23 protein-coding genes and 2 riboswitches are annotated in these 26810 nt (G+C 67.6%); of the genes, 9 read left to right on the forward strand and 14 right to left on the reverse strand.

Translation table 11 applies throughout. From position 1 onward, the window contains the following. Positions 1-3 precede the first annotated feature (3 nt). Genes pgaD through pgaA form a run of 4 tightly spaced genes read right to left on the reverse strand, consistent with a single transcriptional unit; the run spans position 4 to position 6497 of the window. Positions 4-576, reverse strand: a complete 573-nt coding sequence (pgaD, locus tag BLW48_RS25860) for a poly-beta-1,6-N-acetyl-D-glucosamine biosynthesis protein PgaD (RefSeq protein WP_093178288.1) — start codon at positions 574-576, stop codon at positions 4-6. After that, positions 566-1843 (reverse strand): poly-beta-1,6-N-acetyl-D-glucosamine synthase, encoded by a 1278-nt coding sequence (gene pgaC, locus BLW48_RS25865; RefSeq protein WP_093057234.1) that lies wholly within the window; start codon positions 1841-1843, stop codon positions 566-568. Before pgaC ends, pgaD begins: the two co-directional genes overlap by 11 nt. Beyond that, the gene (gene pgaB / locus BLW48_RS25870; RefSeq protein ID WP_093178290.1) at positions 1840-3915 is read right to left on the reverse strand and encodes a poly-beta-1,6-N-acetyl-D-glucosamine N-deacetylase PgaB; all 2076 of its coding nucleotides are present in this window, start codon (positions 3913-3915) and stop codon (positions 1840-1842) included. The genes pgaC and pgaB overlap by 4 nt, the downstream gene beginning before the upstream one ends. Then, positions 3915-6497 (reverse strand): poly-beta-1,6 N-acetyl-D-glucosamine export porin PgaA, encoded by a 2583-nt coding sequence (gene pgaA / locus BLW48_RS25875; protein WP_093178292.1) that lies wholly within the window; start codon positions 6495-6497, stop codon positions 3915-3917. The genes pgaB and pgaA overlap by 1 nt, the downstream gene beginning before the upstream one ends. A gap of 291 nt (positions 6498-6788) precedes the next feature. Between pgaA and BLW48_RS25880 the strand changes: the two genes are divergently transcribed. Next, positions 6789-7631, forward strand: coding sequence for a creatininase family protein (locus BLW48_RS25880; RefSeq protein ID WP_093178294.1), 843 nt, complete (start codon positions 6789-6791; stop codon positions 7629-7631). Positions 7632-7638: 7 nt separating this feature from the next. Here BLW48_RS25880 and BLW48_RS25885 read toward each other — a convergent pair whose 3' ends face one another. From BLW48_RS25885 to BLW48_RS25925, 9 genes are read right to left on the reverse strand one after another with little or no spacing between them, the layout of a single operon-like run. Further along, positions 7639-8610, reverse strand: coding sequence for a threonine dehydratase (locus BLW48_RS25885; protein WP_093178296.1), 972 nt, complete (start codon positions 8608-8610; stop codon positions 7639-7641). A gap of 9 nt (positions 8611-8619) precedes the next feature. Next, the gene (locus BLW48_RS25890; protein ID WP_093178298.1) at positions 8620-9252 is read right to left on the reverse strand and encodes a LysE family translocator; all 633 of its coding nucleotides are present in this window, start codon (positions 9250-9252) and stop codon (positions 8620-8622) included. 7 nt (positions 9253-9259) lie between these two features. Continuing rightward, positions 9260-9952: a VOC family protein gene (locus tag BLW48_RS25895; protein ID WP_093178300.1), complete on the reverse strand. Its 693-nt coding sequence runs from the start codon at positions 9950-9952 to the stop codon at positions 9260-9262. A 21-nt stretch (positions 9953-9973) separates the two neighbouring features. After that, positions 9974-10897 (reverse strand): PhzF family phenazine biosynthesis protein, encoded by a 924-nt coding sequence (locus tag BLW48_RS25900; RefSeq protein ID WP_176928856.1) that lies wholly within the window; start codon positions 10895-10897, stop codon positions 9974-9976. Positions 10898-10902: 5 nt separating this feature from the next. Continuing rightward, positions 10903-11544, reverse strand: a complete 642-nt coding sequence (locus BLW48_RS25905) for a glutathione S-transferase family protein (RefSeq protein WP_093057249.1) — start codon at positions 11542-11544, stop codon at positions 10903-10905. Between the two features lie 36 nt (positions 11545-11580). Beyond that, the gene (locus BLW48_RS25910) at positions 11581-12219 is read right to left on the reverse strand and encodes a LysE family translocator (RefSeq protein WP_093178302.1); all 639 of its coding nucleotides are present in this window, start codon (positions 12217-12219) and stop codon (positions 11581-11583) included. A gap of 22 nt (positions 12220-12241) precedes the next feature. Further along, the gene (locus BLW48_RS25915) at positions 12242-13444 is read right to left on the reverse strand and encodes an aminotransferase-like domain-containing protein (protein WP_093178303.1); all 1203 of its coding nucleotides are present in this window, start codon (positions 13442-13444) and stop codon (positions 12242-12244) included. A 60-nt stretch (positions 13445-13504) separates the two neighbouring features. Then, positions 13505-14443 carry a DMT family transporter gene (locus BLW48_RS25920; protein ID WP_371127569.1) on the reverse strand — a complete coding sequence of 313 codons (939 nt, stop codon included), beginning with the start codon at positions 14441-14443 and terminating at the stop codon, positions 13505-13507. A gap of 8 nt (positions 14444-14451) precedes the next feature. After that, positions 14452-15051, reverse strand: a complete 600-nt coding sequence (locus tag BLW48_RS25925) for a LysE family translocator (protein WP_093079222.1) — start codon at positions 15049-15051, stop codon at positions 14452-14454. A 114-nt stretch (positions 15052-15165) separates the two neighbouring features. On the opposite strand from BLW48_RS25925, the gene BLW48_RS25930 reads away from it, so the two are divergent. The 4 genes from BLW48_RS25930 (at position 15166) to BLW48_RS25945 (ending at position 20705) form a co-directional block, all read left to right on the forward strand. Further along, positions 15166-16611, forward strand: a complete 1446-nt coding sequence (locus BLW48_RS25930) for an aminotransferase-like domain-containing protein (RefSeq protein ID WP_093079220.1) — start codon at positions 15166-15168, stop codon at positions 16609-16611. Positions 16612-16703: 92 nt separating this feature from the next. Beyond that, on the forward strand, positions 16704-17453 hold the full coding sequence (locus BLW48_RS25935; protein ID WP_093178306.1) for a PhaM family polyhydroxyalkanoate granule multifunctional regulatory protein: 750 nt from the start codon (positions 16704-16706) through the stop codon (positions 17451-17453). Between the two features lie 45 nt (positions 17454-17498). After that, on the forward strand, positions 17499-18779 hold the full coding sequence (locus tag BLW48_RS25940; protein WP_093178387.1) for an FIST signal transduction protein: 1281 nt from the start codon (positions 17499-17501) through the stop codon (positions 18777-18779). Between the two features lie 306 nt (positions 18780-19085). After that, on the forward strand, positions 19086-20705 hold the full coding sequence (locus BLW48_RS25945; RefSeq protein WP_143047784.1) for a hypothetical protein: 1620 nt from the start codon (positions 19086-19088) through the stop codon (positions 20703-20705). Here the strand turns inward: BLW48_RS25945 and BLW48_RS25950 are convergent. Further along, positions 20684-22003, reverse strand: a complete 1320-nt coding sequence (locus BLW48_RS25950) for a D-amino acid dehydrogenase (RefSeq protein ID WP_093178309.1) — start codon at positions 22001-22003, stop codon at positions 20684-20686. The two genes, BLW48_RS25945 and BLW48_RS25950, sit on opposite strands and share 22 nt — an antisense overlap. 92 nt (positions 22004-22095) lie before the next feature. Beyond that, positions 22096-22212, reverse strand: a riboswitch (glycine riboswitch). Positions 22213-22215: 3 nt separating this feature from the next. Then, a riboswitch (glycine riboswitch) is annotated at positions 22216-22316 on the reverse strand. A 116-nt stretch (positions 22317-22432) separates the two neighbouring features. Here BLW48_RS25950 and rfbB point away from each other — a divergent pair. Genes rfbB through BLW48_RS25970 form a run of 4 tightly spaced genes read left to right on the forward strand, consistent with a single transcriptional unit; the run spans position 22433 to position 26800 of the window. Beyond that, positions 22433-23506 (forward strand): dTDP-glucose 4,6-dehydratase, encoded by a 1074-nt coding sequence (gene rfbB / locus BLW48_RS25955; protein ID WP_093057257.1) that lies wholly within the window; start codon positions 22433-22435, stop codon positions 23504-23506. Next, entirely contained in the window at positions 23503-24393 is an 891-nt protein-coding gene (rfbD, locus tag BLW48_RS25960) for a dTDP-4-dehydrorhamnose reductase (RefSeq protein ID WP_093178311.1), read from the forward strand. The genes rfbB and rfbD overlap by 4 nt, the downstream gene beginning before the upstream one ends. A gap of 20 nt (positions 24394-24413) precedes the next feature. After that, the gene (gene rfbA, locus BLW48_RS25965) at positions 24414-25310 is read left to right on the forward strand and encodes a glucose-1-phosphate thymidylyltransferase RfbA (RefSeq protein ID WP_093178389.1); all 897 of its coding nucleotides are present in this window, start codon (positions 24414-24416) and stop codon (positions 25308-25310) included. Continuing rightward, complete coding sequence (locus BLW48_RS25970; RefSeq protein WP_093178312.1) at positions 25310-26800, forward strand: glycosyltransferase family 2 protein; 1491 nt, start codon at positions 25310-25312, stop codon at positions 26798-26800. Before rfbA ends, BLW48_RS25970 begins: the two co-directional genes overlap by 1 nt. The last annotated feature ends 10 nt before the right edge of the window (positions 26801-26810 follow it).

The raw sequence follows: 26810 nt of genomic DNA on the forward strand, positions 1-26810 counted from the left end.
CCCTCAGCGCCGCGCGGCTGCGCGCTGCAGCGGTTCGGGCTCCAGCGCGCCCGGCGCGGTGTCGGTGGCGTCGCGCAGGTGGCCGTTGTTGTCGTGGTGCACCAGCAGCTGCCGCGTGCGCTGCCAGGCCGACAGCCGCGCGGGCGGCACCTCGATGTACGAAGCCAGCGCGAACAGCGACGACTGCTCCTGCTCCGGCGGGGCCTCGCGCCGGTGCTGGCGGCGGCGCCACGGCGCCATCATCAGCATCGACACCAGGATCACGCCGATCACTACCGCATACAGGCCCAGCAGGTGTAGCACCTCGGGTTGCGAGCGCGCGCCCAGCACATAGGGCCACGCATACCAGACCGCGCTGAACCAGATCGCGATGGTGATGGCCGGGCGCAGCACGCGCAGCCACAGGTACATGGCCAGCGTGCGCTGCGGCGAGCGACCGCTGCCGAACGCGCGCAGCGAGATGCGCGCGGCGTCGATGATCGGTTCGTCCACGGCGGGCTGCCCCCAGGAGCGCTGGCGGCTCGGCGGCGGTTTGTCGTCGTGCGGTCGGCTGTGGGCATGGGTCTCAAGGTGCATCGGAAACTCCTCGGTCAGGGCTCGTCCACACCGCGCGCTTGCCGCGGCGGCGTATCAGAGCGTTGGGAAGGGCGACGACGGTGCTCGCCATCGTGATGGTCCAGAAGGCGATCGGATACCAGATCGTTCCGGCGAAATAGCGCATCAGGTCGCGGTCGTAGCGGCGGTCGATCCACAGGCTCAGCAGCATCTGCAGGATGCAGGTCATGGCCAGCAGCGTGCCCTGCCAGTGCGGCAGCAATGCCGAGTGCCAGGACGAGTCGGCCGGCAGGAACGGGCGCACCAGGCTGACGAGCAGCACCCCGGCCATCGCATAGGCCCAGACCACGCTCGTCATGTACTCGAAGTAGATGAGCCACATGCGCCAGTGGCGCGGCCGCAGGATCTTCGAGGTGTAGCGCAGCATGGTCTGGATGCCGCCGACGGCCCAGCGCAGGCGCTGCTTCCAGAGACCGCGCAAGGTCTCGGGCATCAAGATCCAGCACAGCGCGCGCGGCTCGAAGCGCAGCTGCCAGCCGCCGAGCTGGAGCTTCCAGCTCATGTCGATGTCCTCGGTGAGCACGTCGGGGCTCCAGAAGCCCACTTCCAGCACGGCGCGGCGGCGGAACATGGCAATCACGCCCGACACCGTGAACAGCGTGCCCACCAGCTGCTGCGATCGCTTGATGAGCCCGATGATCGAAGAGAACTCGCCCACCTGCATGCGCCCCAGAAGCGTGGTGCGGGTGCGGATGCGCGGGTTGCCCGTGACCGCGCCAATGCGCTCCGACGCCAGCATCGGCTGCAGCATCCACGCAATGGCGTCCTCGTCGATCAGCGCGTCGCCGTCGATGCCCAGGATGTATTCGCCGCGCGCGAGCTGGCAGGCGGTGTTGAGCCCGACTGCTTTACCCTGGTTGCTGGCGTTGTGGATCACCCGCAGGCGGCCGTACTCCTTCGTCATCTCGTCGAGCAGCTCGCCGGTGCCGTCGGTGCTGCCGTCGTTCACGGCAATGACCTCGTAGTGCGGGTAGCGCGTGCGCATCAGCTGCTCGATCACCTCGCGCAGGTGCGGCGCTTCGTTGAAGCATGGCACCACCACCGTGACCAGCGGGTGCGAGGGCAGCAGGGTGAGCGGGTTCACGTCGACGTCGCGCTTGCGCTCGAACACCCACGCATGCGAGAGGCCGCCCGCCATCCACACATAGGCCATGAAGAACGGGTAGTAGAAGACGAAGCCGAACAGCAGCGTGGGCAGCGTCTGCGCGAGGAACTGTGTGGTGGTCATGGCGACCGTTCTCCTGGCGCGGCTTGCGCGGGCTGTGCGGGAGTTTCCGCGGCGGAAGGCGTGCGCAATGCGCGCGGCAGCAGCGTGCGCACCGAGATCGCGCGGCGCACGGTCTCCAGCGATGGCTGGTTATCGAGGAAGTCGTCGGGGTAGTAGCCCAGGTGGCGCACGCCGGCGCGCTGCAGCAGCGTCCACTGGCGCGCGAGCTCCGCGTCGGGCACGGGCTTGCCGGTGCGCCAGTCGCGCGCCTGCAGCTCGAACACCGTGCCGTCGAGGCCGCGCGGCGTGTCGGCCACGCGACGCGCGAGCCGGCCCAGCCACGCGTCCGCATCGGTCTCGCGCTCCATGCGCGGCATCGCCATCAACGCGACGTAGTCGTAGGCGGCGAGCGAGGCTTCGTAGTTCTGCGCGAACCACTGCTCGGCCTGGGGCTCCAGCACCGGGCGCGCGTAGAGGTTGCGCGCAGTTTCCAGTGCGGGCCGCCAGGCTCCCACGCGCGCGGCGAGCTCCTGCGTGAACGCGATCAGGTAGCGCGTCTTGGCGGTGGTCCAGCGCGCCATCAGCTCGGGGTTCGCGCGGATCGCGGCCACGTCGGCCGGCAGGCCCCATTGCGCATAGGTGGCCAGCGCGGCGGGGCTCGCGTCCTCGTCGTCGGACAGGGTCGCGTCGTCGTGGAACAGCAGGCCTTCGAAGAAGGCGTGGCTGCCCAGGTCTTCGTAGATGTCGCCGACCAGCGCGCGCACCGCGGGGTCGAAGGGCGTGAGCCGGTGGTAGCGGTCGGCCGGCATCGCGCCGCCCTGCGCCGCCACCGTGTGCGTGGCGAGCGGGTTCGAGGCCGGCAGCCGGAAGGCCGTTACCGGCATCCACGCGTAGACCTTCACGCCGGTGCGGCTGCGCAGTTGCCACGCAGCGCGGCCGAACAGGTCGGCGCGCACCGGCAGGTGGCGGTTGGGAAAGTACAGCGCGTCGGCCACGCCGTCGCCGTCGGGGTCGGCATAGGCCTGCAGGAACACCGCGCGCGGGCGCACGGCGGCCACGCGGTCGATCAGTGCCGAGAGGTTGCGCTCCTGCTGGGCCGGGTCGGGGTCGTACACGTAGTCGAGGTCGACGTGCATCACGCGGTTGACGGGCCGCACTTCGCCGCCCACGGGGCTGCGCAGCAGCTGCGCGTATTCGGGCGCCTCGTTGTCGTAGGCTGCGAGCGCACGGCGGATTCGGGTGAGTGGCACGGTGGGCGTGTTCGAGCCGTCGTCGAGCGTGAAGGTGATGGGCATGCCCGCGCGCGCAGAGGCTTTCAGCGCCGCGTCGTTGTAGGCGCCGTAGGGCCACACCATGGCGCGCACCTTCGCGCCGGTGCGTTTCTCGATGAGCTCGCGGCTGCGGCGCAGGTCGGTCTCGATGCGCCGCGCGTAGGCGGCGTCGTCCTCGTAGCGGCCGGTCTTCGGGTCGTAGCGGTGCGTGGCCGCGGCCGGCAGCATGTTGCCCTGCGGGTTGGCGAGGATGCCGGTGTGCATTGCGTCGGTATGGCTCGCGAACTCGACGAGGCCCGAACGCGCCATCTCGGCGGCTTCGCTCCACAGCAGGAAGTCTTCGCGCGGCGCGGGCTTGTCGCCCCAGTGCACCTGCTGGCCTTGGGGCACTTCGAGCCAGCTGGTCACCAGCGCCATCAGCGCGGGGTAGTTATAGCGCTTGAGCAGCGGAAACACCTTGGTGTAGGCGCTGCGGTAGCCGTCGTCGAAGGTCAGCAGCACGGGCCTGGGCGGCAGCGGCTTGCCGCCGGCGCGCGCGTCGACGATCTGCTGCAGGCTCACCGGGTGGTAGCCGCTGTATTGCAGCCAGGCGAACACTTCGGCGAAGGTGCGCTCGTCCACGGCAGTCTCGTCGGGCGAGGTCTCGAAGCTCGCACGCACGTTGGTGCGCACGTCGTGGAAGGAGATCACGCGAAAGCTCAGGCCGTCGTCGGGGTCGGCGCTCGGCAGCGGCTGTGCGAGGGCCGGCAGGCAGAGCGCCAGCAGCAGCCATGGCAGGGCCGCGCGCAGGAAGGTGAAAGGGTTCTTCGTCGTTCTTCGCATCACGGCAGGGGCGTCGAGAGGTTCAGGAAGACGCCGCGCTGTCGTTCGCGCACGCCGTCGTAGGGATGGCTGGAAATGCTCAGGCCGTAGCGCAGCGCAAGCCTGGGGCCGAGGTTCCAGCGGTGCTCGTAGCGCAGGGTCCACATCGGGCCGCTGCCGAAGCCGGCCTGCCGGTAGCTGCCACCGCCGAGCTCCACGGCCTGGAAGAACTGGCGGTCGTCGCTCTTCCAGTTGAGCCATTGCGCGCGCACGCTGAGTTGCACGCTGCTGTCGCTCGAGGGGTTGAAGTAGGGCGCGGTGTCGATGGCGCGGCCGCGGCTCGCGTCGGCGCCAAGCTTCGTCTCGAGCTGGAAGCTCGGCGTGCTGACCCAGCGCTCGCTCCAGCCGATGTCGAGCCCGTTGCGCAGGTTGCCGTCGCTGAAGTCCAGCTGTTGCCACTTCAGGTCGAAGCGGCGCGACTCGTTCACCACATAGCCCACGCTCGCGCCGGCTTCGCGCGCGCCGATGCCGGCCACGCGCGCCTTCCACGGCAGCTCCTTGCTGTCGCCGTCATAGGTGGCCGACAGCCGCCACGCGTCGCCCGCGCGGTAGTCGAGCCGGCCGGCCACGCTGTTGCGGTAGGGGCCGCTGTTGGCGTGCTGCAGCGCGCCTTCGGCCAACCAGCGGCCGCGCTGCCAGCCCAGGCCGAGGCCGCCGCGCGCCCAGTTGGCGTTGCCGATGTCGGTGACGCCGCGGCCCAGCGACTGGTCGTAGAACACGCGCCACTGGTCGTCGATGAGGCCGGAGCTGAGCCGGCTGTCGATGCGCCATTCGCGGTTGGCGATGGCCGCGCCGCCGGAGGAGGCTTCGGCGTCCACGTCGAGCCGCGGGTCGACCTGGGCGCGGCGCTTGCGCTCCATGTCGCGCACCTGCACCGAGTCCGGTAGGTCGGCCGCGAGCGATTCGGCGCGCCGGCGGGCTTCGGCGAATTCGCCGGCATCGAGCAGGGCCTCGACATGGCCGGTGCGCGCGCCGATGTCGTAGGGCGAGTCGGCCGCCAGCGCCTCGAAGCGCGCGAGCGCGGCTTCGGGGTGTTCGCGCAGGCGCTCGGTGAGGGCCGCGCCGTAGGCATAGCCCGGGTTGAGCGGCGCTTCGCGCGTCAGCACCGAGAAGCTCTGCTGCGCCAGCGCCGGCCGGTCGGTGTAGAGCTGCGTCAGGCCGCGCAGGCCGCTCACGTCGGTGTACTCGCCGTTGGGGCGGCCGGCTTCGGGCGTGAGGCGCAGGAGGGCCGGCGTGCCGTGCTCCAGCCGCTGCAGCAGCGCCTCGGCGTCTTCGAAGCGGCCTGTGTCCTGGTAGGCGTAGAGCAATCCGAAGTAGAGCGGGTCGGGCGTCTGCAGCTCGGCGCAGCCGCGTGCCACGGCCGCCTCGTAGACCGGCACGGCCTCGGCCGAGCGGCGCTCCTGCGCGAGGGCGCGTGCCGCGGCCCCGAGGCCGTAGAAGGGCAGCTCCATGCCAGTGGCGCGCGCCGTGTCGTAGAGCGCGATGGCGTCGGCCGGGCGGCCGCTTTCGACCAGCGCCAGCAGGCGGTCGGACAGCAGGCGCACGCGCACGGTGCGCCATGCATCGGCGTCGCTGGCGTCCGCCTTCAGGGCCGCGGCATCGGCCCGCGCCATCGCGGCTTCCTGGTCGGCGAGCACGCGGTCGAGCGCGACGAGGCGCTCCGCGCCCAGTCGCTGGTCGCGCGCCTGGATCGCCCAGCGCAGCCGCTGCGCCAGCGCCTCCTGCTGCAGGGTCGAGAGCGCCAGCGGCGAGAAGCTGCCCGGCGCGGCACGCTCCGCCGCCTCTGCGTCTTCGAAGGCGCTCGATGCGGCGCCGGCGCTGGCGAGCAGGAAGTCGGCCTCGCGGCGGATGTCGCGGCGTTCGGGCCGCAGCGTGCCGGCCTCGGTGTAGGCAGCGAGCGCCTGCAGCGGGTCTTTCGCCGCGCGCGCCAGGGCGGCGCGCAGCTCCAGCAGCGCGACGCGGTCTTCGATCTGCGTGGGCGCCGGCTGCGACAGCGCGCGGTACAGCGCCTGCGCGCCCGCGACGTCGCCGCTGTCGATGCGCCACCAGGCTTCGTGCAGGCGCGGCTCGCGCGCTCCGGGTTGCCGGGCGCGCCAGACGGCCACGGCCTCGCCCTGCAGGGCGAGCTCATGAGTGCGCCGCGCGGCCAGCGCGAGCGGGCCCAGGGCATAGTCGTTCAGCTTCGACGGTGCGAGCTGGCGGCCCAGCGCCACGGCTTCGGCGAACTGGCCGTCGCCCGCGGCGATCACGATGGCATCGGAAGCCACACGCTGGCGGGCCTCGTCGCCGATGGGCGCCGCAAGCCAGGCCTTCAATTGCTGGAGCGCCTGGGTCGCGGTAACGCGGCCTTCGCGCCGCGCGACGATCAGCGCATCGTGCTGCCGGACGTCGTAGGTCGTGGCGGCGATAGCGGCAGACGGCTGCGCGAGCACTGCGGGCGTGACGAGGGCCAGTGCGCAGGCTGCTAGAGGTGGAAATCCTTGTGATGTATGTGCAAGGCGATGAGACAACGAGCAGGCGAGCGCAGCTTTGCGCCCGGCCATGACCGTGCCTCCAGCTTTTTTCTGGATGAACACTCTGCTCCCTTGAATTCGGACGGCGGTTTCCGGCGACCGAAGCCGCAGCGAAAACCGGGCCGCCGGCGTATGTGACAGGCCGGCAACCTTGAAAACTCACTTGGGAATCACTCTAGAGAGGATCATTAACAATGGCAAACCAAAGTGTCACGAACTGGTTGTATGTGTGAACAGATTCGCGTTTTTGGCGTCCCTGTCGTTTACTTTTGTGGTCCGGAAGCCATCGATGCCGGCTCGCGACCGGCCTAAGATCGCGCGATGAACGCTGCTACCCAGGCCCCTTCGCCTTCGCTACTTCCCCGCTTCTGGTCCCGCCTCACCACGCGCGACTTCGCGTCGCTCGATGCGGCAACCACCGTCGCGGTACTGCCGCTGGGCGCGACCGAGCAGCACGGCCCGCACCTGCCGCTGGGCGTGGACACGGTGCTGGCCGACGGCATCGTCGCCGCTTCGCTGCCCCTGCTGCCGGCCGAACTGCCGGTGCTCTTCCTGCCGACCCAGCAGATCGGCCTGAGCCCCGAGCACGCGCGCTTCGCGGGCACGCTCACGCTATCGGCCGAGACTTTGATCCGCCTGTGGAACGAGATCGGCGCGGGCGTGGCACGCGCGGGCGTGAAGAAGCTGGTGCTGTTCAATGCGCACGGCGGTCATGTGGGCGCGATGGACATCGTGGCGCGCGAGCTGCGCGCGGCGCACGGGCTCATCGTCTACAGCGTGAGCTGGTTCAACCTGCCGCTGGGCGACGCGGGCGCGCAGTTCAGTGCGCAGGAGCACCGCTTCGGCGTGCACGCGGGCGAGATCGAGACTTCGATGATGCTGGCGCTGACGCCGCAACTCGTGCGCATGGGCGAGGCACAAGACTTTCGCTCCACTTCCGAGCAGCGCGCGGCCGACTACGCCATCCTGGGCAACGGCAAGAGTGCCAAGCTCGGCTGGGCCATGGAGGACTACAACGCCCACGGTGCCGCCGGCAACGCGGCTGCCGCCACGGCGGAGCATGGCCAGGCGGTGATCGATGCGGCGGCGAGGCAACTGGCGCTGCTGCTGGCAGAGGTGTCGCGGCTGCCGCTGGGCACGGCAAATACCGGCCCGCTGCCCTGAAGCCGGCTCAGGCAGCGCTGCGCGCAAGCACGCCCGCGTACATGCCTGTATCGACATTGCCCCCGCTCACGCACACACCCACCGTCTTGCCGCGCCAGCGTTCCTGCTGCTGGAGCGCGGCCGCCAGTGCGGCTGCGCCGGCCCCCTCGGCCACGTTGTGCGTGTCGCTGAAGAGGATGCGCATGGCCTCGGCGATCTCGTCATCGGTGACGGTGACAACGTCGTCGGCTTCGCGCAGGATCACTTCGACCGATTCGGGCACCGGGACGCGGCAGGCCATGCCGTCGGCCAGCCGCGTGGTGACGGGCGACTCGACGGGCTTGCCGGCGCGAAAGGAATCGCGATACGCCGTGGCATGCGCCGACACCACGCCGATGAGCTTGGTCGACACGCCGCAATGCGCGCGCGCCGCTGCAGCGCCGGCAAAGCCGGAGCCCAGGCCGATGGGCACGAACAGCACGTCCGGCGGCGTGTCTTTCAACGCGTCGAAGAACTCCACATACGCAGTCGACACGCCGCGCACCAGTTCGCGGTGGAACGAAGGCACGCGGTGCAGGCCGTCACGCTCTGCCAGCACGGCCGCATGCTCGGAGGCCGCCTGGAAGTCGTCGCCATGCTCGACCAGCGTGACGCCGAGCGCGCGCATCGCGGCGTTCTTCTCGGTCGAATTGCCGTGCGGCACCACGATGGTCGCGGCCAGCCCGTGGCGCCGCGTGGCGAAGCCGACCGACTGGCCGTGGTTGCCGCGCGTGGCGCTGATGGCGTGGCGCACCCCGGGCTGCTCGCGCGCCAGGGTTTCGAAGTAGGTCAGGCCGCCGCGGATCTTGAAGGCGCCGGCCGGCGTGTGGTTCTCGTGCTTGGCCCACACGGTGGCGCCCAGGCGCTGCGAGAGCAGCGGCCAGGCGTATTGCGGCGTGGGCGGCATGGCCGCATGCACGGTGCGCTGCGCGGCTTCGATCTCTTCGCGGGTGAACTTCACGGGATGTCCTTACTTGCGTTCGGTGAGTGCCACGCGAACGGCCAGCGCGGCCAGCACGCTGCCCATGATGTAGCGCTGCGCACGCAGCCAGCCCGCGCTTTGCGACAGCACGGCCGTGATGCTGGCGGCGCCGACGATCATCACCGTGTTGACCACGGCGCTGGTCGCCATCTGCGCGATGCCCAGTTGCATGCTCTGCAGCAGCACCGAGCCGCGCTCGGGGTGGATGAACTGCGGAAAGAACGAGAGATAGAACATCGCCACCTTCGGGTTCAGCAGGTTCGTGAGAAAGCCCATGCGGAACAGCTTGCCCGGCGGATCGGCCGGCAGTGCGCGCGCCTCGAAGGGTGCATTGCCGCCGGGCCTGACCGCCTGCCACGCGAGCCACAGCAGGTAGGCCGCACCGGCGATGCGGATCGCGTCGAACGCCAGTGGCACGGCCAGCAGCAGCGCGGTGAGCCCGAGCGCCGCGGCAAACAGGTGCGCCAGGAACGCCAGCAGCACGCCGCCCAGCGAGATGAGCCCCGCGCGTCGACCCTGCACCAGCGTGCGCGAGACGCAATAGATCATGTTCGGCCCCGGCGTGAGCGCCAGCAGCAGCGAGGCGAGGGCGAACCAGGCGATTTCGGTGAGGCTCAGCATGATCGGGTCAGAGTCCTTGCGATTCGAGCGTGACGGGGCCGCGCGGCGTGTCGAGCACGGCGATGAGATTGGGCGGGCCGGCACTGATGTCCATGCCGGTCATGCCGATGGCCGACAGCGCGGCGACCAGCGTGGGCGCGCGCGGGTGCACGGCGCGCAGCGAGCGCATGGCGAGGTCAGACTTCGGCATGGCATCGGTGGGGTGCACCGGGCCCCATTGGATGAGCGTGGGCAGTGCGCCATAGAACAGCCGCTGGCCGTCGTCGCGCACGGTGATCTGCCATTCGAGCCGGCCGGCGGGCGTGTCGCGCGAGGCTTCGAGCAACTGGCCGCGATCGATGTGCGCATGCTCTTCATGCGCGAGCGCCCGCGTTGCCGCATGCGCGTCGGGCACGCGGGCGACGAAATGGATCAGCTTCGGGCCATGCTGTGCGAGCCCGGCCTGCAGCGCGGCGTCGTCGAGGTCGAACCAGCGGTGCGTCTTGGGGCGCGAGGGCTGCTTGCCCGGCTCGATCGCGATGATTTCCGCGTAGGCCGCGGGGAAGGCGTCGCTTGCGATGTTCAGCAGGCGGTTGTGCGTGCCCATCAGCGGATGCGAGCCGCCCGGTGCCGGCGTGACGCCGAGCGTTGCCTCGCACCAGGCCACGCCCTCGGCGAGCGAGGCGGCGGCAATCACGAGGTGGTCGAGTTGCGCGTGCATGGCAGGCCTCGGGCGTTGCGCTTATAGCGTGACGTGGCCGTCGACGCAGGTCACGGCGTCGCCGCCGACCCAGATCTTTCCTTCGGCATCGCGCTCGATGTAGACGCGGCCCGCGCGTCCCAGGCACTGGCCCTGCGCGGCAAGGTAGCGCTCGGGCATGTGGCCGTCGGCGATCAGCCATTCGGCCAGGCTGGCGTTGAGGCTGCCGGTGACCGGGTCTTCCTGCACGCCGATAGGCTCGGCGAAGGCGCGCACCTCGAGGTCGATCTTCGCGCCGTCTTCGTTCGGGGTAGCGGGCCGGTTGCCGAAGGCGCGCGCCTCGCGGTTCGAGCGGCCGATGAGCAGCGCGGTGTCGTGCGCCGCGGGCACGCCCGCCACGCCGGCCTTCACGCCCAGCTCCTTCAGGGCGCGGTGGTCGGGCTGCAGCGCCAGCACGGCGTCGGCGTCGTTGACCAGCAGGCCGAACCAGACCGGACCGTTGTCGAGCACTTGCGCCGCGATGACCTGCTGCGCCTTCAGGCCCAGCGCACCGGCCACCTTGGCCAGCAGCGCGGGGCTCGGGGCGCTGCGCTTCAGGGGCGGCGCGGCGAATGCCAGGCGCTCGCCGTCGCGCCGCAGGGGCACGAGGCCGGCGCCGCATTGCTGCACCACCAGGCCTGCAGCCTTGGGCTTGCCGCCGGCCTGCAGCCACGCATGGCAGCTGCCGATGGTCGGGTGGCCGGCAAAGGGCAGCTCGCCGCCGGGCGTGAAGATGCGCACGCGGTAGTCGGCGGCCGGATCGGTGGGCGGCAGCAGGAAGGTGGTTTCGGACAGGTTGGTCCATTGCGCAAAGCGCTGCATGGCGGCGTCGTCGAGGTCCTGGCCATCGATCACCACCGCGAGCGGATTGCCGTAGTAGGCGGTGGCGGTGAAGACGTCGACTTGCTTGAAGGGGCGGGATTTCATCGGATTCATTCGAGGGGAAGGTCGAGCACGCCGCGCGTGCCCGGGCGGGAAAGCAACTCTGAATACCAGCGTTCGACGTTCGGCCAGTTCGGCCTGCGGTATTCGGCAGCCGGCAGGTTGAACCAGCGGTGCGCCTCGCAGCCAACCGGGATGTCGGCCATGGTGAAGCGCTGGCCGGCCATGTACGGCTGGCTCGCAAGATGCGCGTCGAGCATCGAGAACAGCGCTTCGCTGTCGCGGACGGACGCCTCGATGAGCGCGCTCTGGCGTTCCGACGGCGGCGTGCGCACCCACTGGATGAAGGCGTCGCGGCTCGTGCGGTTGAGCGTGGTCTGCTGCCAGTCCATCCAGCGCTCGGCGTCGAAGCGCGCGGGCAGCTCGCTCGGGTAGAAGTTGCCGTGCGAATGCTTCGCGCAGAGGTAGCGCACGATCACGTTCGACTCCCAGAGCGTCACGCGCTCGGCGCCTTCGCCGTCGTCGATGGTGGGCACCATCGCATTCGGGTTGAGCGCAAGGTACTCAGGCGTCTGCACCACGCCGAACTTGCCGCCGGCCTCGGTGCGCTGGAAGTCGAGCCCGAGCTCCTGCGCGCACCACACCACCTTGCGGACGTTGATCGAACTGATGCGGCCCCAGATGTTGAGCATGGTCGGTTTCTTTCTATCTTTTCTTTGCTGCCCGCTTCAGCGGGGCGAGGGACGATCGAGGAAGAGCAGGCGCACGGCCAGCCCCAGCATCACGGCGGCCAGCAGGCCGCTCTGGAACAGCGCCGCGCCGGGCCGGTTGTGCAGCCAGCGGCCGACCTGGCCGCTGCACGCGCCCAGCAGCGTGTTGAAGGCCAGCGCGGCCATCGACAGCACCACGCCGAGCTGCACCAGCTGCAGCGGCACGCTGCCGCGCGAGGGATCGACGAACTGCGGCAGGAACACCATGAAGAACAGCAGCGCCTTCGGATTGACGAGGTTGTTCAGCAGTGCCATGCGCACGATGCGGCCGAAGCCGGCAGGCTGCGCCTGCGCGCCGATGCGAAGTCCGCCACCACCACGCAGCGCCTGCACCGCCAGCCACACCAGGTACAGCGCCCCCGCATAGCGCAGCACGTCGAACGAAGGCGGCCACGCGGCCACTAGCGCGGTGACGCCGGTGGCCGCGAACAGCGTGTGCACCAGGTCGGCCGCAGAGATGCCGATGGCCGCCGCAAAACCGCCGCGCGGGCCATGGGCCACACCGTGCGAGAGCACGAAAGCCATGTTCGGGCCGGGCGACAGGAACAGCGCCAGAACCGCGAGCAGGAAGAGCGACAGCGTTGCAAGGCCGATCAAGGGAGGCTCCTGGTTTGTGCTTTCAGGCCTGTGCGGCGGCCAGCTTCTTGTCGCCGAGCAGCACCAGCTCTTCGCGCAGCGTCTGCGCCAGCGCGGCGATGGCGGTGTCGATTTCTTCGACGCTGGCCGTCACGAACGACAGGCGCAGCGTGCGCGGATCGCCTTCGCCCGCGTAGAACGGCGCGCCGGGCACGAAGGCCACGTTGCGCTCCACCGCCTTGGGCAGCAGCGTCACGGTGTCGATGCCCTCGGGCAGGCGCGCCCAGAGGAACATGCCGCCCTTGGGCGCGTTGAACTTCACGTCCAGGCCGGCCATCTCGCGCTTGAGCGCGGCGATCATCGCGTCGCGCTGGCGCTTGTAGAGGGCGCGGATGGTGGGCACGTGGCGGTCGAGGAACTTGTCTTTCATCACGGCCGAGACCATGCGCTGCGTGAAGATCGGCGTGTGCAGGTCGACCGCCTGCTTGGCCTGCAGCAGCTTGGGGTAGATCGACTTGGGCGCCACCAGGAAGCCCAGGCGCAGGCCGGGGGCCAGCACCTTCGAGAACGAGCCCAGGTAGATCACGCCTTCGGGGTTGCGCGCGGCCAGCGGCAGCGGCGGGGCTTCGTCGAACCAGAGTTCGCCGTAGGGGTTGTCCTCGACGATCGGCAGGTTGGCTGCCGCAGCGGCGGCCGACACGGCGGCGCGGCGCTCTTCGGTCATGGTGCGGCCGGTGGGGTTCTGGAAGTTGGGCAGCAGGTAGACGAAGCGTGCGTCCTTGGCCTTGGCCACCAGGTCTTCGACGATCACGCCGTCATCGTCGCTGGCCACGCCCACGGGGTGCGGCTCCATCGGGCCGAAGGCCTGCAGCGCGCCGAGGTAGGTGGGCGTTTCGACCAGCACCTTGCTGCCCGGATCGATCAGCACCTTGGCGACCAGGTCGAGGCCCTGCTGCGAGCCGGTGGTGATGAGCACCTGCGAGGCATCGACGTCCCACGGCAGCATGTCGGCCACGGCCTGGCGCAGCGGCGCGTAGCCCTCGCTGGCGGCGTACTGCAGGGCGGCCTGGCCGTCGTTGTGCAGCACTTCGGCGCAGGCGTCGGCAAAAGCCTGGATCGGGAAGGTCTTGGGCGAGGGCAGGCCGCCGGCCAGGCTGATGATGCCGGGGCGCTCGGTGACCTTGAGGATTTCGCGCAGCACCGAGGGATTCATCTTGGCGGCGCGGGCGGCGAGTTTCCAGTTCATGGCTTTCTTCTTTCAGGCGGTGAGGTGAGATTCGAATGATGCGGGCAGGCGTGGCGGCGCTCAATCCGGCTGGATGTCGCCACGGTATACGACGCGGGCCTTGTTGTCTTGCGGCTGCGAGAGGCGCTTGCCGATGACCACCGTGGCCACCACCGCGACGGCGAAGCCCAGCGTGACCATGTCGAGCGGCTCGCCCAGCAGGGGGATCGACGCGAGGATCGAGAGAAAGGGCTGCAGCAGCTGGGTCTGGCTCACGCGCAGCGCGCCGCCCAGGGCCAGGCCGCGATACCAGGCGAAGAAGCCGATCCACATCGAGAACGTGCCGACGTAGACGAAGCCCAGCCACGAGGTTGTGGCAATGGGTTGTTGCGGCCACAGCGCCAGCGCGGCCGGCAGCGTGAAGGGCAGCGCCATCACGCAGACCCAGCAGATCACACGCTCGGCTCCCAGCGACGGTGTGACCTGCGCGCCGTAGATGTAGCCGATGGAGGCGGCAATGACCGCGCCGACCAGCAGCAGATCGGCCCATTCGAAGCCGAAGCCATGGCCGCTCTGGCTCGCGCGCAGCACCGAGAACGCCACCACCAGCAGGCTGCCCGCAATGGCGCAGAGCCAGAAGCCGAGCCGCGCGCGCTGGTGCAGCACCAGGGCCGCGACGGCGGCCGTGACCAGCGGCAGCAGGGCAGTCACCACCGCCGCATGGCTGGCCGTGACCACGCGCAGCGCATAGGCCAGCAGCAGCGGAAAGCCGATGGCATTGCCCAGCACCGCGAAGGCCAGCGGCGTCCACTGGTGCACTGCAGGCCGCGGCGAGCGCGTCACCAGCAGGAAGATGGCCGACAGCACGCCCGCCAGCGCCGCGCGCCCGAGCGTGACGAACCACGGCGACAGCTGCGGTGCGTCTTGCGTGCCGGTGGCCAGGCGCGTCATCGGCAGCGTGACGGCGAACATGGCCACGCCTACGACGCCGAGCCACATGCCCAGCGTCTCGTCTTTCATGGCGAGCTTCATACGCTCACCATCCACCAGGCCGTGAGCACCAGTACCAGGCCCATCGCGCGGTTGAACCACAGCAACCGCGAACCCTTGGCCAGCCATTCGCGCAGCAGCGCGCCGACCAGTGCGTAGGCGAAGTTGCTGATGAAGGCATAGGTCAGCATCACCGGCGCCACGATGGCGAAGCGGCGCAGCGCATCGGGCTGCCCGGCGATCCAGCCGGCCACCAGCGTGAGCGCCAGCAGCCAGGCCTTGATGTTCACGAACTGCAGCATCACGCCCTGGCCGAAGCCTACAGACAGCTTGGCGCCGTCGGCCTTGCCGAGCGTGGCGCTGCCGCTGAGCTTGTACGCGAGCCACAGCAGGTAGCCGATGCCCAGCGCCTTGATGGCCAGGCGCAGCGAAGGCATTGCCACCACCAGCGCGCCGATGCCGGCGGCGCACAGCGCCAGCAGCAGCGTCCAGCCCACGGGCACCGCAACCACGAAGCGCATGGCGCGCGGCAGGCCGCCGTTGGCCGCCAGGGCGGTGGAGAGCGTGGTGTTGGGGCCGGGCGAGAAACTCATCGCCGTGGCCAGCACCAGCAGCGCGGTGAATTCTTGCCAGTTCATGACACACACTCTAAACTTGAGACCATTACAGTTCCAGTACAGTTGGTCGAACAATCGGGCAATCTGTATTGGTCACTCCTTCGACACAGAAGCCGGCACAGCCCAAAACAACGCATGCTGACACGCACCTCCACCCAGTCGCTGACGGGGCAACTGGCCGACCGCCTGGCCGAGCGCATCCGCACCCGCCTGCTGCCGCCCGGCGCTCGCCTGCCCTCGGTGCGCGAATGCGCGCGGCAGCAGGGCGTGAGCCCGTACACCGTCGTCGCCGCGTACGACCAGCTGCTGGCGCAGGGGCTGGTCGAGGCCCGCCGGCAGCGCGGCTTCTATGTGCGGGATTCGGCACCGGTACAGGACGGCCGTCCGAACCACGGCGCGGACGCCGGTGGCGCGAGCGGCATGCCGGCGGCGATGGCGGTGCAGATGATGGCCTCGCGCATACCGGCCGACGCGAGCTCGCTGATACGCAGCATGTTCCACCGCCCGAGCGACAAGCCGCAGCCGGGCATGGGCGTGTTTCCGCCGGACTGGATGTCGTCCACCTTCATGCCTACGGCCGTGCGGCGCATGACCAGTACAGCCGCCCTGCAGGAGCTGTCGCTCCAGTACGGCGAGCCGGCCGGCGACATGAGCCTGCGGCGCAGCCTCTCGCAGAAGCTGGTGGGCATCAACGTGCCGGCATCGCCCGACCAGATAGTGACCACCATCGGCGCCACGCATGCGCTGGATATCGTGAGCCGCACGCTGCTGCGCGCGGGCGACCCGGTGATGGTCGAGGAGCCGGGCTGGGCGCTGGAGTTCGCGCGGCTGGAGGCGCTGGGCATGCGCATCCTGCCGGTGCCGCGGCGCGCCGATGGGCCCGACCTGGAGGTGATGGCGCAGTACTGCGCGCTGCACCAACCCAAGCTCTTCGTCAGCGTGAGCGTGCTGCACAACCCGACCGGCTACAGCCTCACGCCGGGCAGCGCGCATCGAGTGCTGAAGCTGGCCAACGAATACGACTTCCACATCGTCGAGGACGACACCTACAGCCACCTCGCGCCCGAGCACGCCACCCGGCTCAGCGCGCTCGACGGGCTGCAGCGCACCATCTACGTGAGCGGCTTTGCCAAGATCCTGGCGCCCAACTGGCGCATCGGCTTCCTGGCCGCGCCCCCGGCGCTGAAGGAGCGGCTGCTCGAAACCAAGCTGCTGGCCACGCTCACCTCACCCACGCTGTTCGAGCGGGCGTTGTCGTGGTGCATCGACCAGGGGCAGCTGCGCCGGCATTCGGAGCGCGTGCGCATCCGCCTCGACGGGGCACGGGGGCGGGCGGTGAAGCTGGCGATGTCCCACGGCTGCACCTTCGCCTCGGAGCCCGCGGGGCTGTTCGGCTGGGTCGATACGGGTGTGGACACCGACGCGCTGACGCAGCGCATGCTCGACCAAGGCTACCTGCTGGCGCCGGGCTCGCTGTTCCATGCGCGCCGGCCGCCAAGCACGATGATGCGGATCAACTTCGCCACGTCGCAGGATGCGACCTTCTGGAAGGTGTTCAGCAAGGTCCGAAGCGAGCTCTGATGGCAGGTAAAAGGCGAGGAGGTCCGGGCCAAAAGGCCGGAGGCTTGGAGTAAGCTGGCAATACAAGAAAACCCACCCAGGAGACTACCCGCATGAGCACCGCCAGCAAGCCCTTCGACTTCAGCCAGTTCGTCCCCGGATTCGACTTCCTGAAGAACCTCGCCGGTGGCGCCGCAGCAGGCACCGGCGCCGGTTCGGTGCCAGGGATTCCGAGCCTTGCGAGCTGGGTGGCTCCCACGCTGAGCGTGGAAGAGGTCGACAAGCGCATCCAGGAGCTCAAGACGGTGCAGTACTGGCTCGAGCAGAACGGCCATGCCCTGAAGGCCACGATCCAGGCGCTCGAAGTGCAGAAGATGACGCTGTCGACGCTGCGCGGCATGAACGTGCGGATGGAAGACATCGCCAGCGCGTTCACCAAGCAGGCAGCCGCGATGGCGCCGGCGCCTGCCGCGGCAGCTCCGGAGCCCGAACCCGAAGAGGTCGAGGAAGAGGACGAGATGCCCGAAGAAGAGGCTCCAGCACCGACGAAGCCGCGCAGCAGGCCGGCTTCGGCCAAGGCGAAGGCCGCGGCGGCCGATGGCGCCGGCGTGGTCGATCCCATGCAGTGGTGGGGCTCGCTCACCGAACAGTTCCAGCAGATCGCCAGCTCGGCGCTGCAGGACGCGGCCCAGCTGAAGGTGCCGGCCATGGCCCAGCCGCTGGCCGATGCGGTCGGCAAGGTCATGGGCAAGCCGGCAACAACGGCCGCCCGCAAGCCTGCTGCGGCCAAGAAGGCTGCAGCGCCGGCTGCCAAAAAGAAGACGTCGACCGCCGCGCGCAAGCGAACCTCCGCCCGGCGCTGACGTCATACACATCCATTTGTTGAAGAGAACGGGTTGGCACGCATCATGAAGTTGTTTCCCTCCGGTCACGCCACCCATCCGCAATGGCGCATGGCGGCCGGCCTCGTGCTGGCCCAGTTGCGCGCACAGATGGCCCTGCCCGACTACGCCTCGTCGCCGACGTTGGGGCTGCTCTACATCACCGACCACTATGCGAGCGAGGCGCAGGACATCCTCGACCACCTGAGCGCCGAGCTGCCCGAAGTGACCGACTGGTCGGGCACCGTCGGCATCGGCGTGTCGGCCAACAACGCCGAGTACTTCGACGAACCCGGCATGAGCCTGATGCTTTGCGCTTTGCCGAGCGACCAGTACCGCGTGTTCTCGGGCGTGGCGCCGCTGGGCAATTCCGAAATGAGCGGCTTCGAGGCGCACACGGCGCTGGTGCATGCCGACCCGGCAACGCCCGACCTGGCCGAGCTGATCGCCGAGATGGCGGGGCGCACTGACACGGGTTATCTGTTCGGCGGGCTGTCTTCGGGGCGCGGCAGCGCGCTGCAGTTCGCAGTCGGCGGCAACGGCAACATCCGCGGGCACGGAGCGGCGGGTGGGGTGTTTTCGGGCGGCCTGTCGGGCGTGGTGTTCGGCGAAGGCGTGCGGCTGGTGTCGCGCGTCACGCAGGGCTGCCAGCCGCTGCGCTCGGGGGCGGTGCGCGAGCGCGAGATCACCGAGGCCGACGGCAATCTGCTGCTGAAGCTCGACGGCGAGCCGGCGCTCGACGTGCTGCTGGCCGATCTGCAGGTGTCGCTCGAACGGCCGCAGGAGGCCATCGACGCCGTGCGCAACACGCTGGTCGGCCTGGCCGATGCCGGTAGCGACGGCATCCGCCGCACCGGCGACCTGGGCGCCGACGTGCTGGTGCGCCACATCATCGGGCTGGACCCGACGCGGCGCGGCATCGCCATTGCCGATGTGGCCGAGGCCGGCATGCGGCTGACCTTCTGCCGCCGCAACGCGCAGGCCGCGCGGGCCGACCTGATGCGCATCTGCGCGGAAATCCGCGAGGAGCTGGAGCCCGAGGAGCAGACGCTCGCCACCGCGCGCGCCGTGGCGGCGGGCGAGGCCGAGGCGGCGCCGCATCCCGCACGGCGCATCGCAGGGGCGGTGTACGTGAGCTGCTCGGGGCGCGGCGGGCCGCATTTCGGCGCACCGGGCGCTGAGTTGCAGATCGTGCGGCACGCGCTGGGCGACGTGCCGCTGGTCGGGTTCTTCGCTGCGGGCGAGATTGCCCGGCATCACCTGTATGGCTATACCGGGGTGCTGACGGTGTTCACTGCGGCGGATTGACAGGCGACGCGCGGTCGTCCGTTCGCTTGCCTCGGGCCCTGACCACCGAGGCGCCCCCTGAAATCGACTTGGCCCAAGTCGCGGCGAGACAGTACGCCAGCAACAAGATGCTCCCCCAACTTCGGGTCTTGGTTGGCGCGAATTCAGTCGCCTAACGAAGGGGTAATTGTTATTTGATGTAATCAAGTTGTCATAAAGACCGCTGGCGAAGCGCTGCGCGCGAAAGCCGGTGTATGAAAAATAATACTTTGGCGTTATTTTTAATGTCATGCTTCTACCCAAGTCGAGATCGAATTTCCCCGCGCGATGAGCTATTTGTCTTTTGATGAGGTCATTTTTCTGGATGATTTCTTTCGATCGGAAGAGGCTGGGCTTCAATCTCATCCATCCAATAGACGCTTTCTTCGGGGACTTTTTGATTTCGCGGGCCAATCTCTCGGTATTCCAATGCGCGAGGAGTACCCCACCTCCAATGGAGGGCGAATTCCTGTCGGGCTCATGATGGATTCGCTGGGTTTGCCCCGAGCGGTGGAAGGGTGGGCGAGCGCCGCCATTGCCGATCTGCAGCCTGCATTCAACGGATGTGAAGTTCGCGGATTTGGCGAACGGAGCCTGGTCATTGGATGGGGAATGCCTCCCTCACTGTTGAAATACATCGCTTCCCGCGGCGCGGTATTCATTGATGTGGAGGTGCATCCGCTGCGATTTTCCAGGCACCTCCAGCTGGGCGTGCGAACCAATAGCCGGCGGATTTCCCGCATTCTTTCGAAAATCCAAACTCCGGATGAGGCATTTCAAAGCGCAGCGATTGGAATGAAGGCGATGTTCTCGCGGCGAGGCGACGGTGCCTTGCTTTGCCGCGATTCCAGGGTGGGCGTTTTTTTGGGGCAGACGGAGGTTGACCTGGCCCTCGTCAGCAATGGCCGACTTGTGCGTCCAGCGGATGTCGCTGAGAGGGTTGCAGATCTCGCGGCTGAAGTGGACGTCCTGGCAATCAAGCCTCATCCGTATCAAGAAAATACGGTGCTGCTCGACGACCTGTTGAGGCGCATACCGAACGCGATAAAAATCGAATCCAATATCTACGCAATGTTTTGTGCCGAAAATATTGAATTCTTCGCAGGAATTTCATCGGGCGCATTAACTGAAGCGGAGTATTTTGGTCGCCGAAAAGAAATGCTCGCCGAGCCAGATAGAAATAACGCCGCGCATCTTCCAGATGGATGTACGGATTGGATTCCCGTTGGAAGCGAAATTGCCTCCCTTCCTGTGATGAGGGACATCGTCGGCCGAGTGCGCCTGCCGTTCTTTCTGATGCCCCGGAAGCGCTATTCCACAGTCATGTCGGCTGCAAACGCGGACATGGTGGATCGGGCATTCGGGTTTCGCTGGGGCCTTCAGCTCGACGCCGCGGGACTGCGCTCGAGCCCGAAGGTGGCGCTGGGCGAAGATGTCCAGTTCGGAAGCGGGAGCCCCTATGCGGGGGGGCTGTTGTCCGGCTGGCACGAGCCGGAAGTCTGGGGTGTTTGGAGTTCGGGGGAGAAGGCTGCCTTGCTGTTCGTGCTCGACACCACGAAGCTCCCTGCAACCGGGCAGCTACGAACTAGCGTGGCGGGTGCACTCTATCAACCGAGCGGGAGCACGCGGGTTGCACTGGAGGTCCAAATCAATGGCAGGGCTTGCCAGGCTGCCAGGGCGGGCGATTCACTGACCTTGTCCTGCGATCTGGATGTGCAGCAATTGCGCGCCAGGCCGTTCCTGGCTGTCGAGCTTGTCGTGAGCGGCGCCCACCGGCCTTGCGACATATCCGAAAGCGTCGACGCCCGCTGCCTCGGCTTCGGACTTCGGCTGTTGAAGGCCGAAGTGGTCGTGGCGAATGACAGTGAGGCTGCGAGCGTCTCGCTTCAGGATGCGCTTGTGGAGTGAGCGCGAGCCGCACCGGTGCGGCTCGCGGGAGCGATACCCGTGAACGCGAAATCCACCTCAGGCGCCAGCCCGCTCACGATCCGCGCGATCGACTTGCCCGAGCCGCAGGCATGCGTCCAGCCGAGCGTGCCGTGGCCCGTGTTGAGGAACAGGTTCGGCAGCCTGGTCTTGCCGATCAGCGGCACGTTGCTCGGCGTGGCGGGGCGCAGGCCGGTCCAGAACTGGGCCTGCGTGGTGTCGCCGGCGCCGGGGAACAGCTCTTCGACGCGGCGCACGATGGCCTCGCAGCGCACGCGGTTCAGGTCGCGGTCATAGCCGTTGAGCTCGGCCGTGCCGGCAATGCGCAGGCGGTCGCCCGACTCCGAGGTGTAGCGCGAGAACACGAGCTTGAATTCGTCATCCGTCAGCGAGACCTGGTGGGCCTTCGACGCGTCCTTGACGGGCAGCGTCACCGAATAGCCTTTGGCCGGGTAGATCGGCAGGCGAATGCCCAGCGGCGCGGCATACAGCGGGCTCAATGAACCCATTGCCAGCACGAAGGCGTCGCCGCGGATGCGCTGGAAGCGGCCTTCGCTATCGGTGGCTTCGACGTGATCGATGCTGCCGCCGGCTTCGCGCAGCGCGGTCACGGTGTGGCTCATCAGGAACTTCACGCCCGCCGCGGTGGCCAGGCCCACCAGTTCGCGCGCGAAGCGGTTGGCGTCGCCGGACTCGTCCTCGGCCGTGTAGGTGGCGCCGGCCAGCTTCGGGCGGATGTGGGCGAGGGCGGGCTCGATCTTCACGGCTTCGTCGGCCGAGATGACCTGGCGTTCGCAGCCCAGGGCGCGCATCTGCTCGGCGGGCGCGAGGGCGCCGTCGAACTCTTTTTGCGTCGTGTAGAAGTGCAGGATGCCCTGCGTGCGCTGGTCGTAGTTCAGGCCGGTGTCGCGGCGCAACTGTTGCAACATCGAGCGGCTGTATGTTCCGAGACGCACGATCTGCTCGATGTTGTGGCGGGTGCGCGCCGGCGTGCATTCGCGCAGGAACTGGAGGCCCCAGAGCCACTGGCGCATGTCGGCGCGGATGCGGAACAGCAGCGGGGCGTCTTCCTTGCCCAGCCATTGCAGCACCTTGAGCGGTGCGCTGGGGTTGGCCCAGGGCTCGGCGTGGCTGACGGAGATCTGCCCACCGTTGGCGAAGCTGGTTTCGGCGGCCGGGGTGGCCTGCCGGTCGATCACGGTCACTTCGTGGCCGAGTTGCTGGAGGTAGTAAGCCGAGGTCACGCCGAGCAGGCCGGCGCCAAGAACGATCACGCGCATTTCAAGTACCTTTGAGGTTGCAGCGCTTGAACGACGGGCGTGGTGTGCTATTGAATAAATAGCAAAGCAACCGGACGACCGTAGTCCAAGTTGCCGCTCCCCCTGTCCTCGGTACCTGAGAGATTCACCCGCTGCGCCCGCAGAGGGTTTGCTCCTTCGGTGCATCACGACCACGTTGGGCGGTGTGATGGCTCTCCAGACGGCGTTTCAGTTGGTGCAGTACAGGTCCCTTGTTCGGACCGACCTGAGCGTTTATGGGAGTTTGCGCCTTCGGTAGGGCCACCGGGGTGGCCCGCTCTCCTGCAGTGGGGCGATTGTAGGCGGGGCTTGCGCGGGCGCCAACCTTTGATTTCTCTCCTCTGGCCGAATGGGATAATCGCCTGTTGATTTGCCGCAAGGCGATCGTTCCATATATCAGCAGGGGACTTCATGATCCTGGTTACCGGCGGCGCTGGCTTCATTGGCGCCAATTTCGTACTCGACTGGATCGCCAACGGCGACGAGCCGGTCGTGAACCTCGACAAGCTGACCTACGCAGGCAACCTCGAGACCCTCGCGTCGCTCAAGGGCAACCCGAAACACATCTTCGTGCAGGGCGACATCGGCGACAGCGCCCTCATCGACCGCCTGCTGGCTGAGCACAAGCCGCGTGCAGTCGTGAACTTCGCCGCCGAATCGCACGTGGACCGCTCCATCCACGGCCCCGAAGACTTCGTGCAGACCAACGTGCTTGGCACCTTCCGCCTGCTCGAATCCGTGCGCGGCCACTGGAGCGCGCTGCCAGCCGAGCAGAAGACGGCCTTCCGCTTCCTGCACGTGTCCACCGACGAGGTCTACGGCTCGCTGTCGAAGACCGACCCCGCCTTCACCGAAGAGAACAAGTACGAGCCCAACAGCCCCTACTCGGCCAGCAAGGCTGCCAGCGACCACCTCGTGCGTGCCTGGCACCACACCTACGGCCTGCCGGTGCTGACCACCAACTGCTCCAACAACTACGGCCCCTTCCACTTCCCGGAGAAGCTCATCCCGCTGATGATCGTCAACGCACTGGCCGGCAAGAACCTGCCCGTGTACGGCGACGGCATGCAGGTGCGCGACTGGCTCTACGTGAAGGACCACTGCAGCGCCATCCGCCGCGTGCTCGAAGCCGGCAAGCTGGGCGAGACCTACAACGTGGGCGGCTGGAACGAGAAGCCCAACATCGAGATCGTCAACACCGTGTGTGCGCTGCTCGACGAGCTGCGCCCCAGGGCCGACGGCAAGCCCTACAAGGAACAGATCACCTACGTCACCGACCGTCCCGGTCACGACCGCCGCTATGCCATCGATGCGCGCAAGCTCGAGGCCGAGCTCGGCTGGAAGCCCGCCGAGACCTTCGACACCGGCATCCGCAAGACCGTCGAGTGGTACCTCGCGAACGGCGAGTGGGTGCGCAACGTGCAAAGCGGCGCGTATCGCGAGTGGGTCGAGAAGCAATACGACACGACGAAGGCTGCGGCATGAAGTTGCTGCTGCTGGGCAAGGGCGGACAGGTCGGCTGGGAGCTGCAGCGCAGCCTGGCGCCCCTGGGTGAACTGGTCGCGCTCGACTTCGACAGCACGGATTTCAACGCTGACTTCAGCCGGCCGGAGCAATTGGCCGAGACAGTATTGAAGGTGCGTCCCGACGTGATCGTCAATGCGGCGGCGCACACGGCCGTCGACAAGGCCGAGAGCGAACCTGACTTTGCGCGCAAGCTCAACGCGACCTCGCCGGGAATCGTGGCCGAGGCGGCCCAGCAGATCGGCGCGCTGATGGTTCACTACTCGACTGATTACGTCTTTGACGGCAGCGGCACGAAGCCCTGGAAGGAAGACGATGCGACGGGTCCGCTCAGCGTGTACGGGCGCACCAAGCTCGAAGGCGAGCAACTGGTGGCGCAGAACTGCGCGAAGCACCTGATCTTCCGCACCAGCTGGGTGTACGCGGCGCGCGGCGGCAACTTCGCCAAGACGATGCTGCGGCTGGCGAAGGAGCGCGACAAGCTGACCGTCATCGACGACCAGTTCGGCGCGCCCACGGGTGCGGAGCTGCTGGCCGACGTGACGGCGCATGCCATTCGGGCGACGCTGCAGGATCCGGCCAAGGCCGGCCTCTATCACGCCATCGCTGGTGGCGAGACCAGCTGGTACGGCTATGCGCGCTTCGTGATCGAGCAAGCCAAGGCGGCGGGTGTCGAACTCAAGGCCGGCCCGGAGGCCGTCGAGGCCGTGCCGACCAGCGCCTTCCCGACCCCGGCAAAGCGCCCGCACAACTCGCGCCTGGACACCACCAAGCTGCAGGCCACGTTCGGCCTGCGCCTGCCGCCCTGGCAGGAAGGCGTCGCGCGCATGCTGCGCGAGATTCTTTGAACTTTCACGAGAAAAAGAACATGACCAAGACGACGCAACGCAAAGGCATCATCCTGGCCGGTGGTTCCGGCACCCGCCTGCACCCCGCGACCCTGGCGCTCAGCAAGCAGCTGCTGCCGGTGTACGACAAGCCGATGATCTACTACCCGCTCAGCACGCTCATGCTGGGCGGCATGCGCGACATCCTGATCATCAGCACGCCGCAGGACACGCCGCGGTTCCAGCAGTTGCTGGGCGATGGGAGCCAGTGGGGGATCAACCTGCAGTACGCGGTGCAGCCCAGTCCTGACGGGCTCGCGCAGGCGTTCATCATCGGGGACAAGTTCGTAGGAAATTCGTCCAGCGCGCTGGTGTTGGGGGACAACATCTTCTACGGGCACGACTTCGTGCATCTGCTGTCCGATGCAGACACGAAGACCTCCGGAGCCACGGTGTTCGCGTATCACGTCCATGATCCCGAGCGCTACGGCGTGGTGGCCTTCGATGCCGAGGGCAAGGCGAGCAGCATCGAGGAGAAGCCGCTGAAGCCCAAGAGCAGCTATGCGGTGACGGGGCTGTACTTCTATGACAACCAGGTGGTCGACATCGCCAAGGCTGTGAAGCCAAGCGCACGTGGGGAACTGGAGATCACTGCGGTGAACCAAGCCTACCTGGATCGCGATCAGCTGAATGTGCAAATCATGCAGCGTGGCTATGCGTGGCTGGACACGGGCACGCACGACAGCCTGCTGGAAGCGGGGCAGTTCATTGCGACGCTGGAGCATCGGCAGGGGCTCAAGATCGCCTGCCCCGAAGAAATCGCATGGCGCAATGGGTTCATCACGGGTGAGCAACTCGAGAAGCTGGCGACGCCTCTGGCCAAGAGCGGATATGGCAAGTACCTCAGGCATTTGCTGAGCGAAGAAGTCCGTTCTTAATGTCGAAGTACTCGATGCTCGCCACTCCACGGTTCAGCATCGTCGTACCGACGCGCAACCGTCCCGAGACCCTGCGCCATTCACTGGCGACCTGTCTCGATCAGGATTTCGATGACTACGAGATTCTGGTCTGCGACAACAGCGATCCGGCCGCAGCGGCGCAGGTGGCTGAGATCGTCGCCGTGGCAGCCTCTTCGCGCATCCGGTATTTGCCACCTGAACGCCCTTTGGCAATGAGCGCCAATTGGGAGCGCGGTTTGAGCCAGGTGCGCGGCGAATACGTTACGGTGCTCGGTGATGACGATGGGCTCATGCCCTACGCGTTGCGCGAACTGGATCGCCTCGCTTCGCGCACGGGGGCCAAGGCCATGCGTTGGCAACGCGGAATTTATACCTGGCCAACGATCGGAGTCGAAGGCGAAGCGAACCTCCTCGCCATCACGCTGTCCCGAACAATCACCGAGATCGACGGACGGGCGCAGATCGCCAAAGTGATCCGGTTCGAGGATGGCACCGACTCGCTGCCAATGATCTATTGCTCGGCCATTCACCGCGATCTGATTGCGCAGCATCGAGAGGCAACGGGGCGCGTTTTTCTGAACGTCTATCCCGACATCTACTCCGGCTTCGGCTTCGGGTATCTGGTGGGGTCCTATCTGTCGATCAGCACGCCTATGAATATCGCGGGTCTCTCGCATGCCAGCAATGGTGTGGCGACGCTGATGAAAGAAAAGAAGACCGCGATAGCGAGCGATTTCTCGCGACTGAATGAGGCCTTCGGCTATCGGAGGCATCCACTCGTACCGGACAAGATGATCCTCGCCCCCGTTCATGTTGCCGACTCCTTTCTCCATGCGAAGGACGCGCTCTTTCCCAATGACGACACGCTGGTGCTGGATCGAAAGGCGATCACCGAGCGCTATCTGGGGGCGATACTGGAAACAGATCCCCAGGAGCGTGCCGAGGTGCGGCAGATCATCCGGGCCTCGATTGCCGACTGTGCCGAGTTACTGCAATGGTTCGACACTGAGGCACCGGACTTGCCGCCCGCGTCTGCCCACACGTTCCGCCCTAGCCGGTTTGGATTTGACGGTGTCACGTTGAGCCTGGATGCAGCGCCGTTTGGCGTCAAGGATGTTTCGGGTGCGGTCAGCTTGACGACGTCGCTGCTCGGTATCGACAGGCAGGCTATTCCGTTCGATCTCCCATCGCTGCCCGACATGCGTGCACAGGTCGAGGCGGAAAGACAGAGCGCGTTGCGTGCGCATCACGAGGCGGCTGAAACCCGCCGTCAGACGCATGTCGACCTCACCGCTGCGGCTGCCAATACGGCCGATCTTGTGTCACAGGCACAAGCTTGGCGAGAAGCATGTGCGCAGTTGGAGCACAGCCTCGGCGAGGCCCAACGCATGGGTTCGTTGCGCTATGTTCCGAAACGGTTGGTGCGCAAAGCGCTCAGTTTGTTCAGAAAGCCTCCCTCTGCCGCATAGCGCCCCGAGC

Source organism: Variovorax sp. YR266 (assembly GCF_900107295.1).
GTDB lineage: Bacteria > Pseudomonadota > Gammaproteobacteria > Burkholderiales > Burkholderiaceae_C > Variovorax.

Excerpts from the sequence above, each read along its gene's own strand:
- BLW48_RS25925 (WP_093079222.1), bottom strand. The coding sequence starts at position 15,051 with ATGAACTGGCAAGAATTCACCGCGCTGCTGGTGCTGGCCACGGCGATG.
- rfbB (WP_093057257.1), top strand. The coding sequence starts at position 22,433 with ATGATCCTGGTTACCGGCGGCGCTGGCTTCATTGGCGCCAATTTCGTA.
- BLW48_RS25905 (WP_093057249.1), bottom strand. The coding sequence starts at position 11,544 with ATGCTCAACATCTGGGGCCGCATCAGTTCGATCAACGTCCGCAAGGTG.
- rfbA (WP_093178389.1), top strand. The coding sequence starts at position 24,414 with ATGACCAAGACGACGCAACGCAAAGGCATCATCCTGGCCGGTGGTTCC.
- pgaB (WP_093178290.1), bottom strand. The coding sequence starts at position 3,915 with ATGCGAAGAACGACGAAGAACCCTTTCACCTTCCTGCGCGCGGCCCTG.
- BLW48_RS25945 (WP_143047784.1), top strand. The coding sequence starts at position 19,086 with ATGAGCTATTTGTCTTTTGATGAGGTCATTTTTCTGGATGATTTCTTT.
- BLW48_RS25940 (WP_093178387.1), top strand. The coding sequence starts at position 17,499 with ATGAAGTTGTTTCCCTCCGGTCACGCCACCCATCCGCAATGGCGCATG.
- pgaD (WP_093178288.1), bottom strand. The coding sequence starts at position 576 with ATGCACCTTGAGACCCATGCCCACAGCCGACCGCACGACGACAAACCG.
- rfbD (WP_093178311.1), top strand. The coding sequence starts at position 23,503 with ATGAAGTTGCTGCTGCTGGGCAAGGGCGGACAGGTCGGCTGGGAGCTG.
- BLW48_RS25970 (WP_093178312.1), top strand. The coding sequence starts at position 25,310 with ATGTCGAAGTACTCGATGCTCGCCACTCCACGGTTCAGCATCGTCGTA.
- BLW48_RS25895 (WP_093178300.1), bottom strand. The coding sequence starts at position 9,952 with ATGCACGCGCAACTCGACCACCTCGTGATTGCCGCCGCCTCGCTCGCC.
- BLW48_RS25920 (WP_371127569.1), bottom strand. The coding sequence starts at position 14,443 with ATGAAAGACGAGACGCTGGGCATGTGGCTCGGCGTCGTAGGCGTGGCC.
- BLW48_RS25950 (WP_093178309.1), bottom strand. The coding sequence starts at position 22,003 with ATGCGCGTGATCGTTCTTGGCGCCGGCCTGCTCGGCGTGACCTCGGCT.
- pgaC (WP_093057234.1), bottom strand. The coding sequence starts at position 1,843 with ATGACCACCACACAGTTCCTCGCGCAGACGCTGCCCACGCTGCTGTTC.
- BLW48_RS25890 (WP_093178298.1), bottom strand. The coding sequence starts at position 9,252 with ATGCTGAGCCTCACCGAAATCGCCTGGTTCGCCCTCGCCTCGCTGCTG.
- BLW48_RS25900 (WP_176928856.1), bottom strand. The coding sequence starts at position 10,897 with ATGAAATCCCGCCCCTTCAAGCAAGTCGACGTCTTCACCGCCACCGCC.
- pgaA (WP_093178292.1), bottom strand. The coding sequence starts at position 6,497 with ATGGCCGGGCGCAAAGCTGCGCTCGCCTGCTCGTTGTCTCATCGCCTT.
- BLW48_RS25935 (WP_093178306.1), top strand. The coding sequence starts at position 16,704 with ATGAGCACCGCCAGCAAGCCCTTCGACTTCAGCCAGTTCGTCCCCGGA.
- BLW48_RS25915 (WP_093178303.1), bottom strand. The coding sequence starts at position 13,444 with ATGAACTGGAAACTCGCCGCCCGCGCCGCCAAGATGAATCCCTCGGTG.
- BLW48_RS25880 (WP_093178294.1), top strand. The coding sequence starts at position 6,789 with ATGAACGCTGCTACCCAGGCCCCTTCGCCTTCGCTACTTCCCCGCTTC.
- BLW48_RS25930 (WP_093079220.1), top strand. The coding sequence starts at position 15,166 with ATGCTGACACGCACCTCCACCCAGTCGCTGACGGGGCAACTGGCCGAC.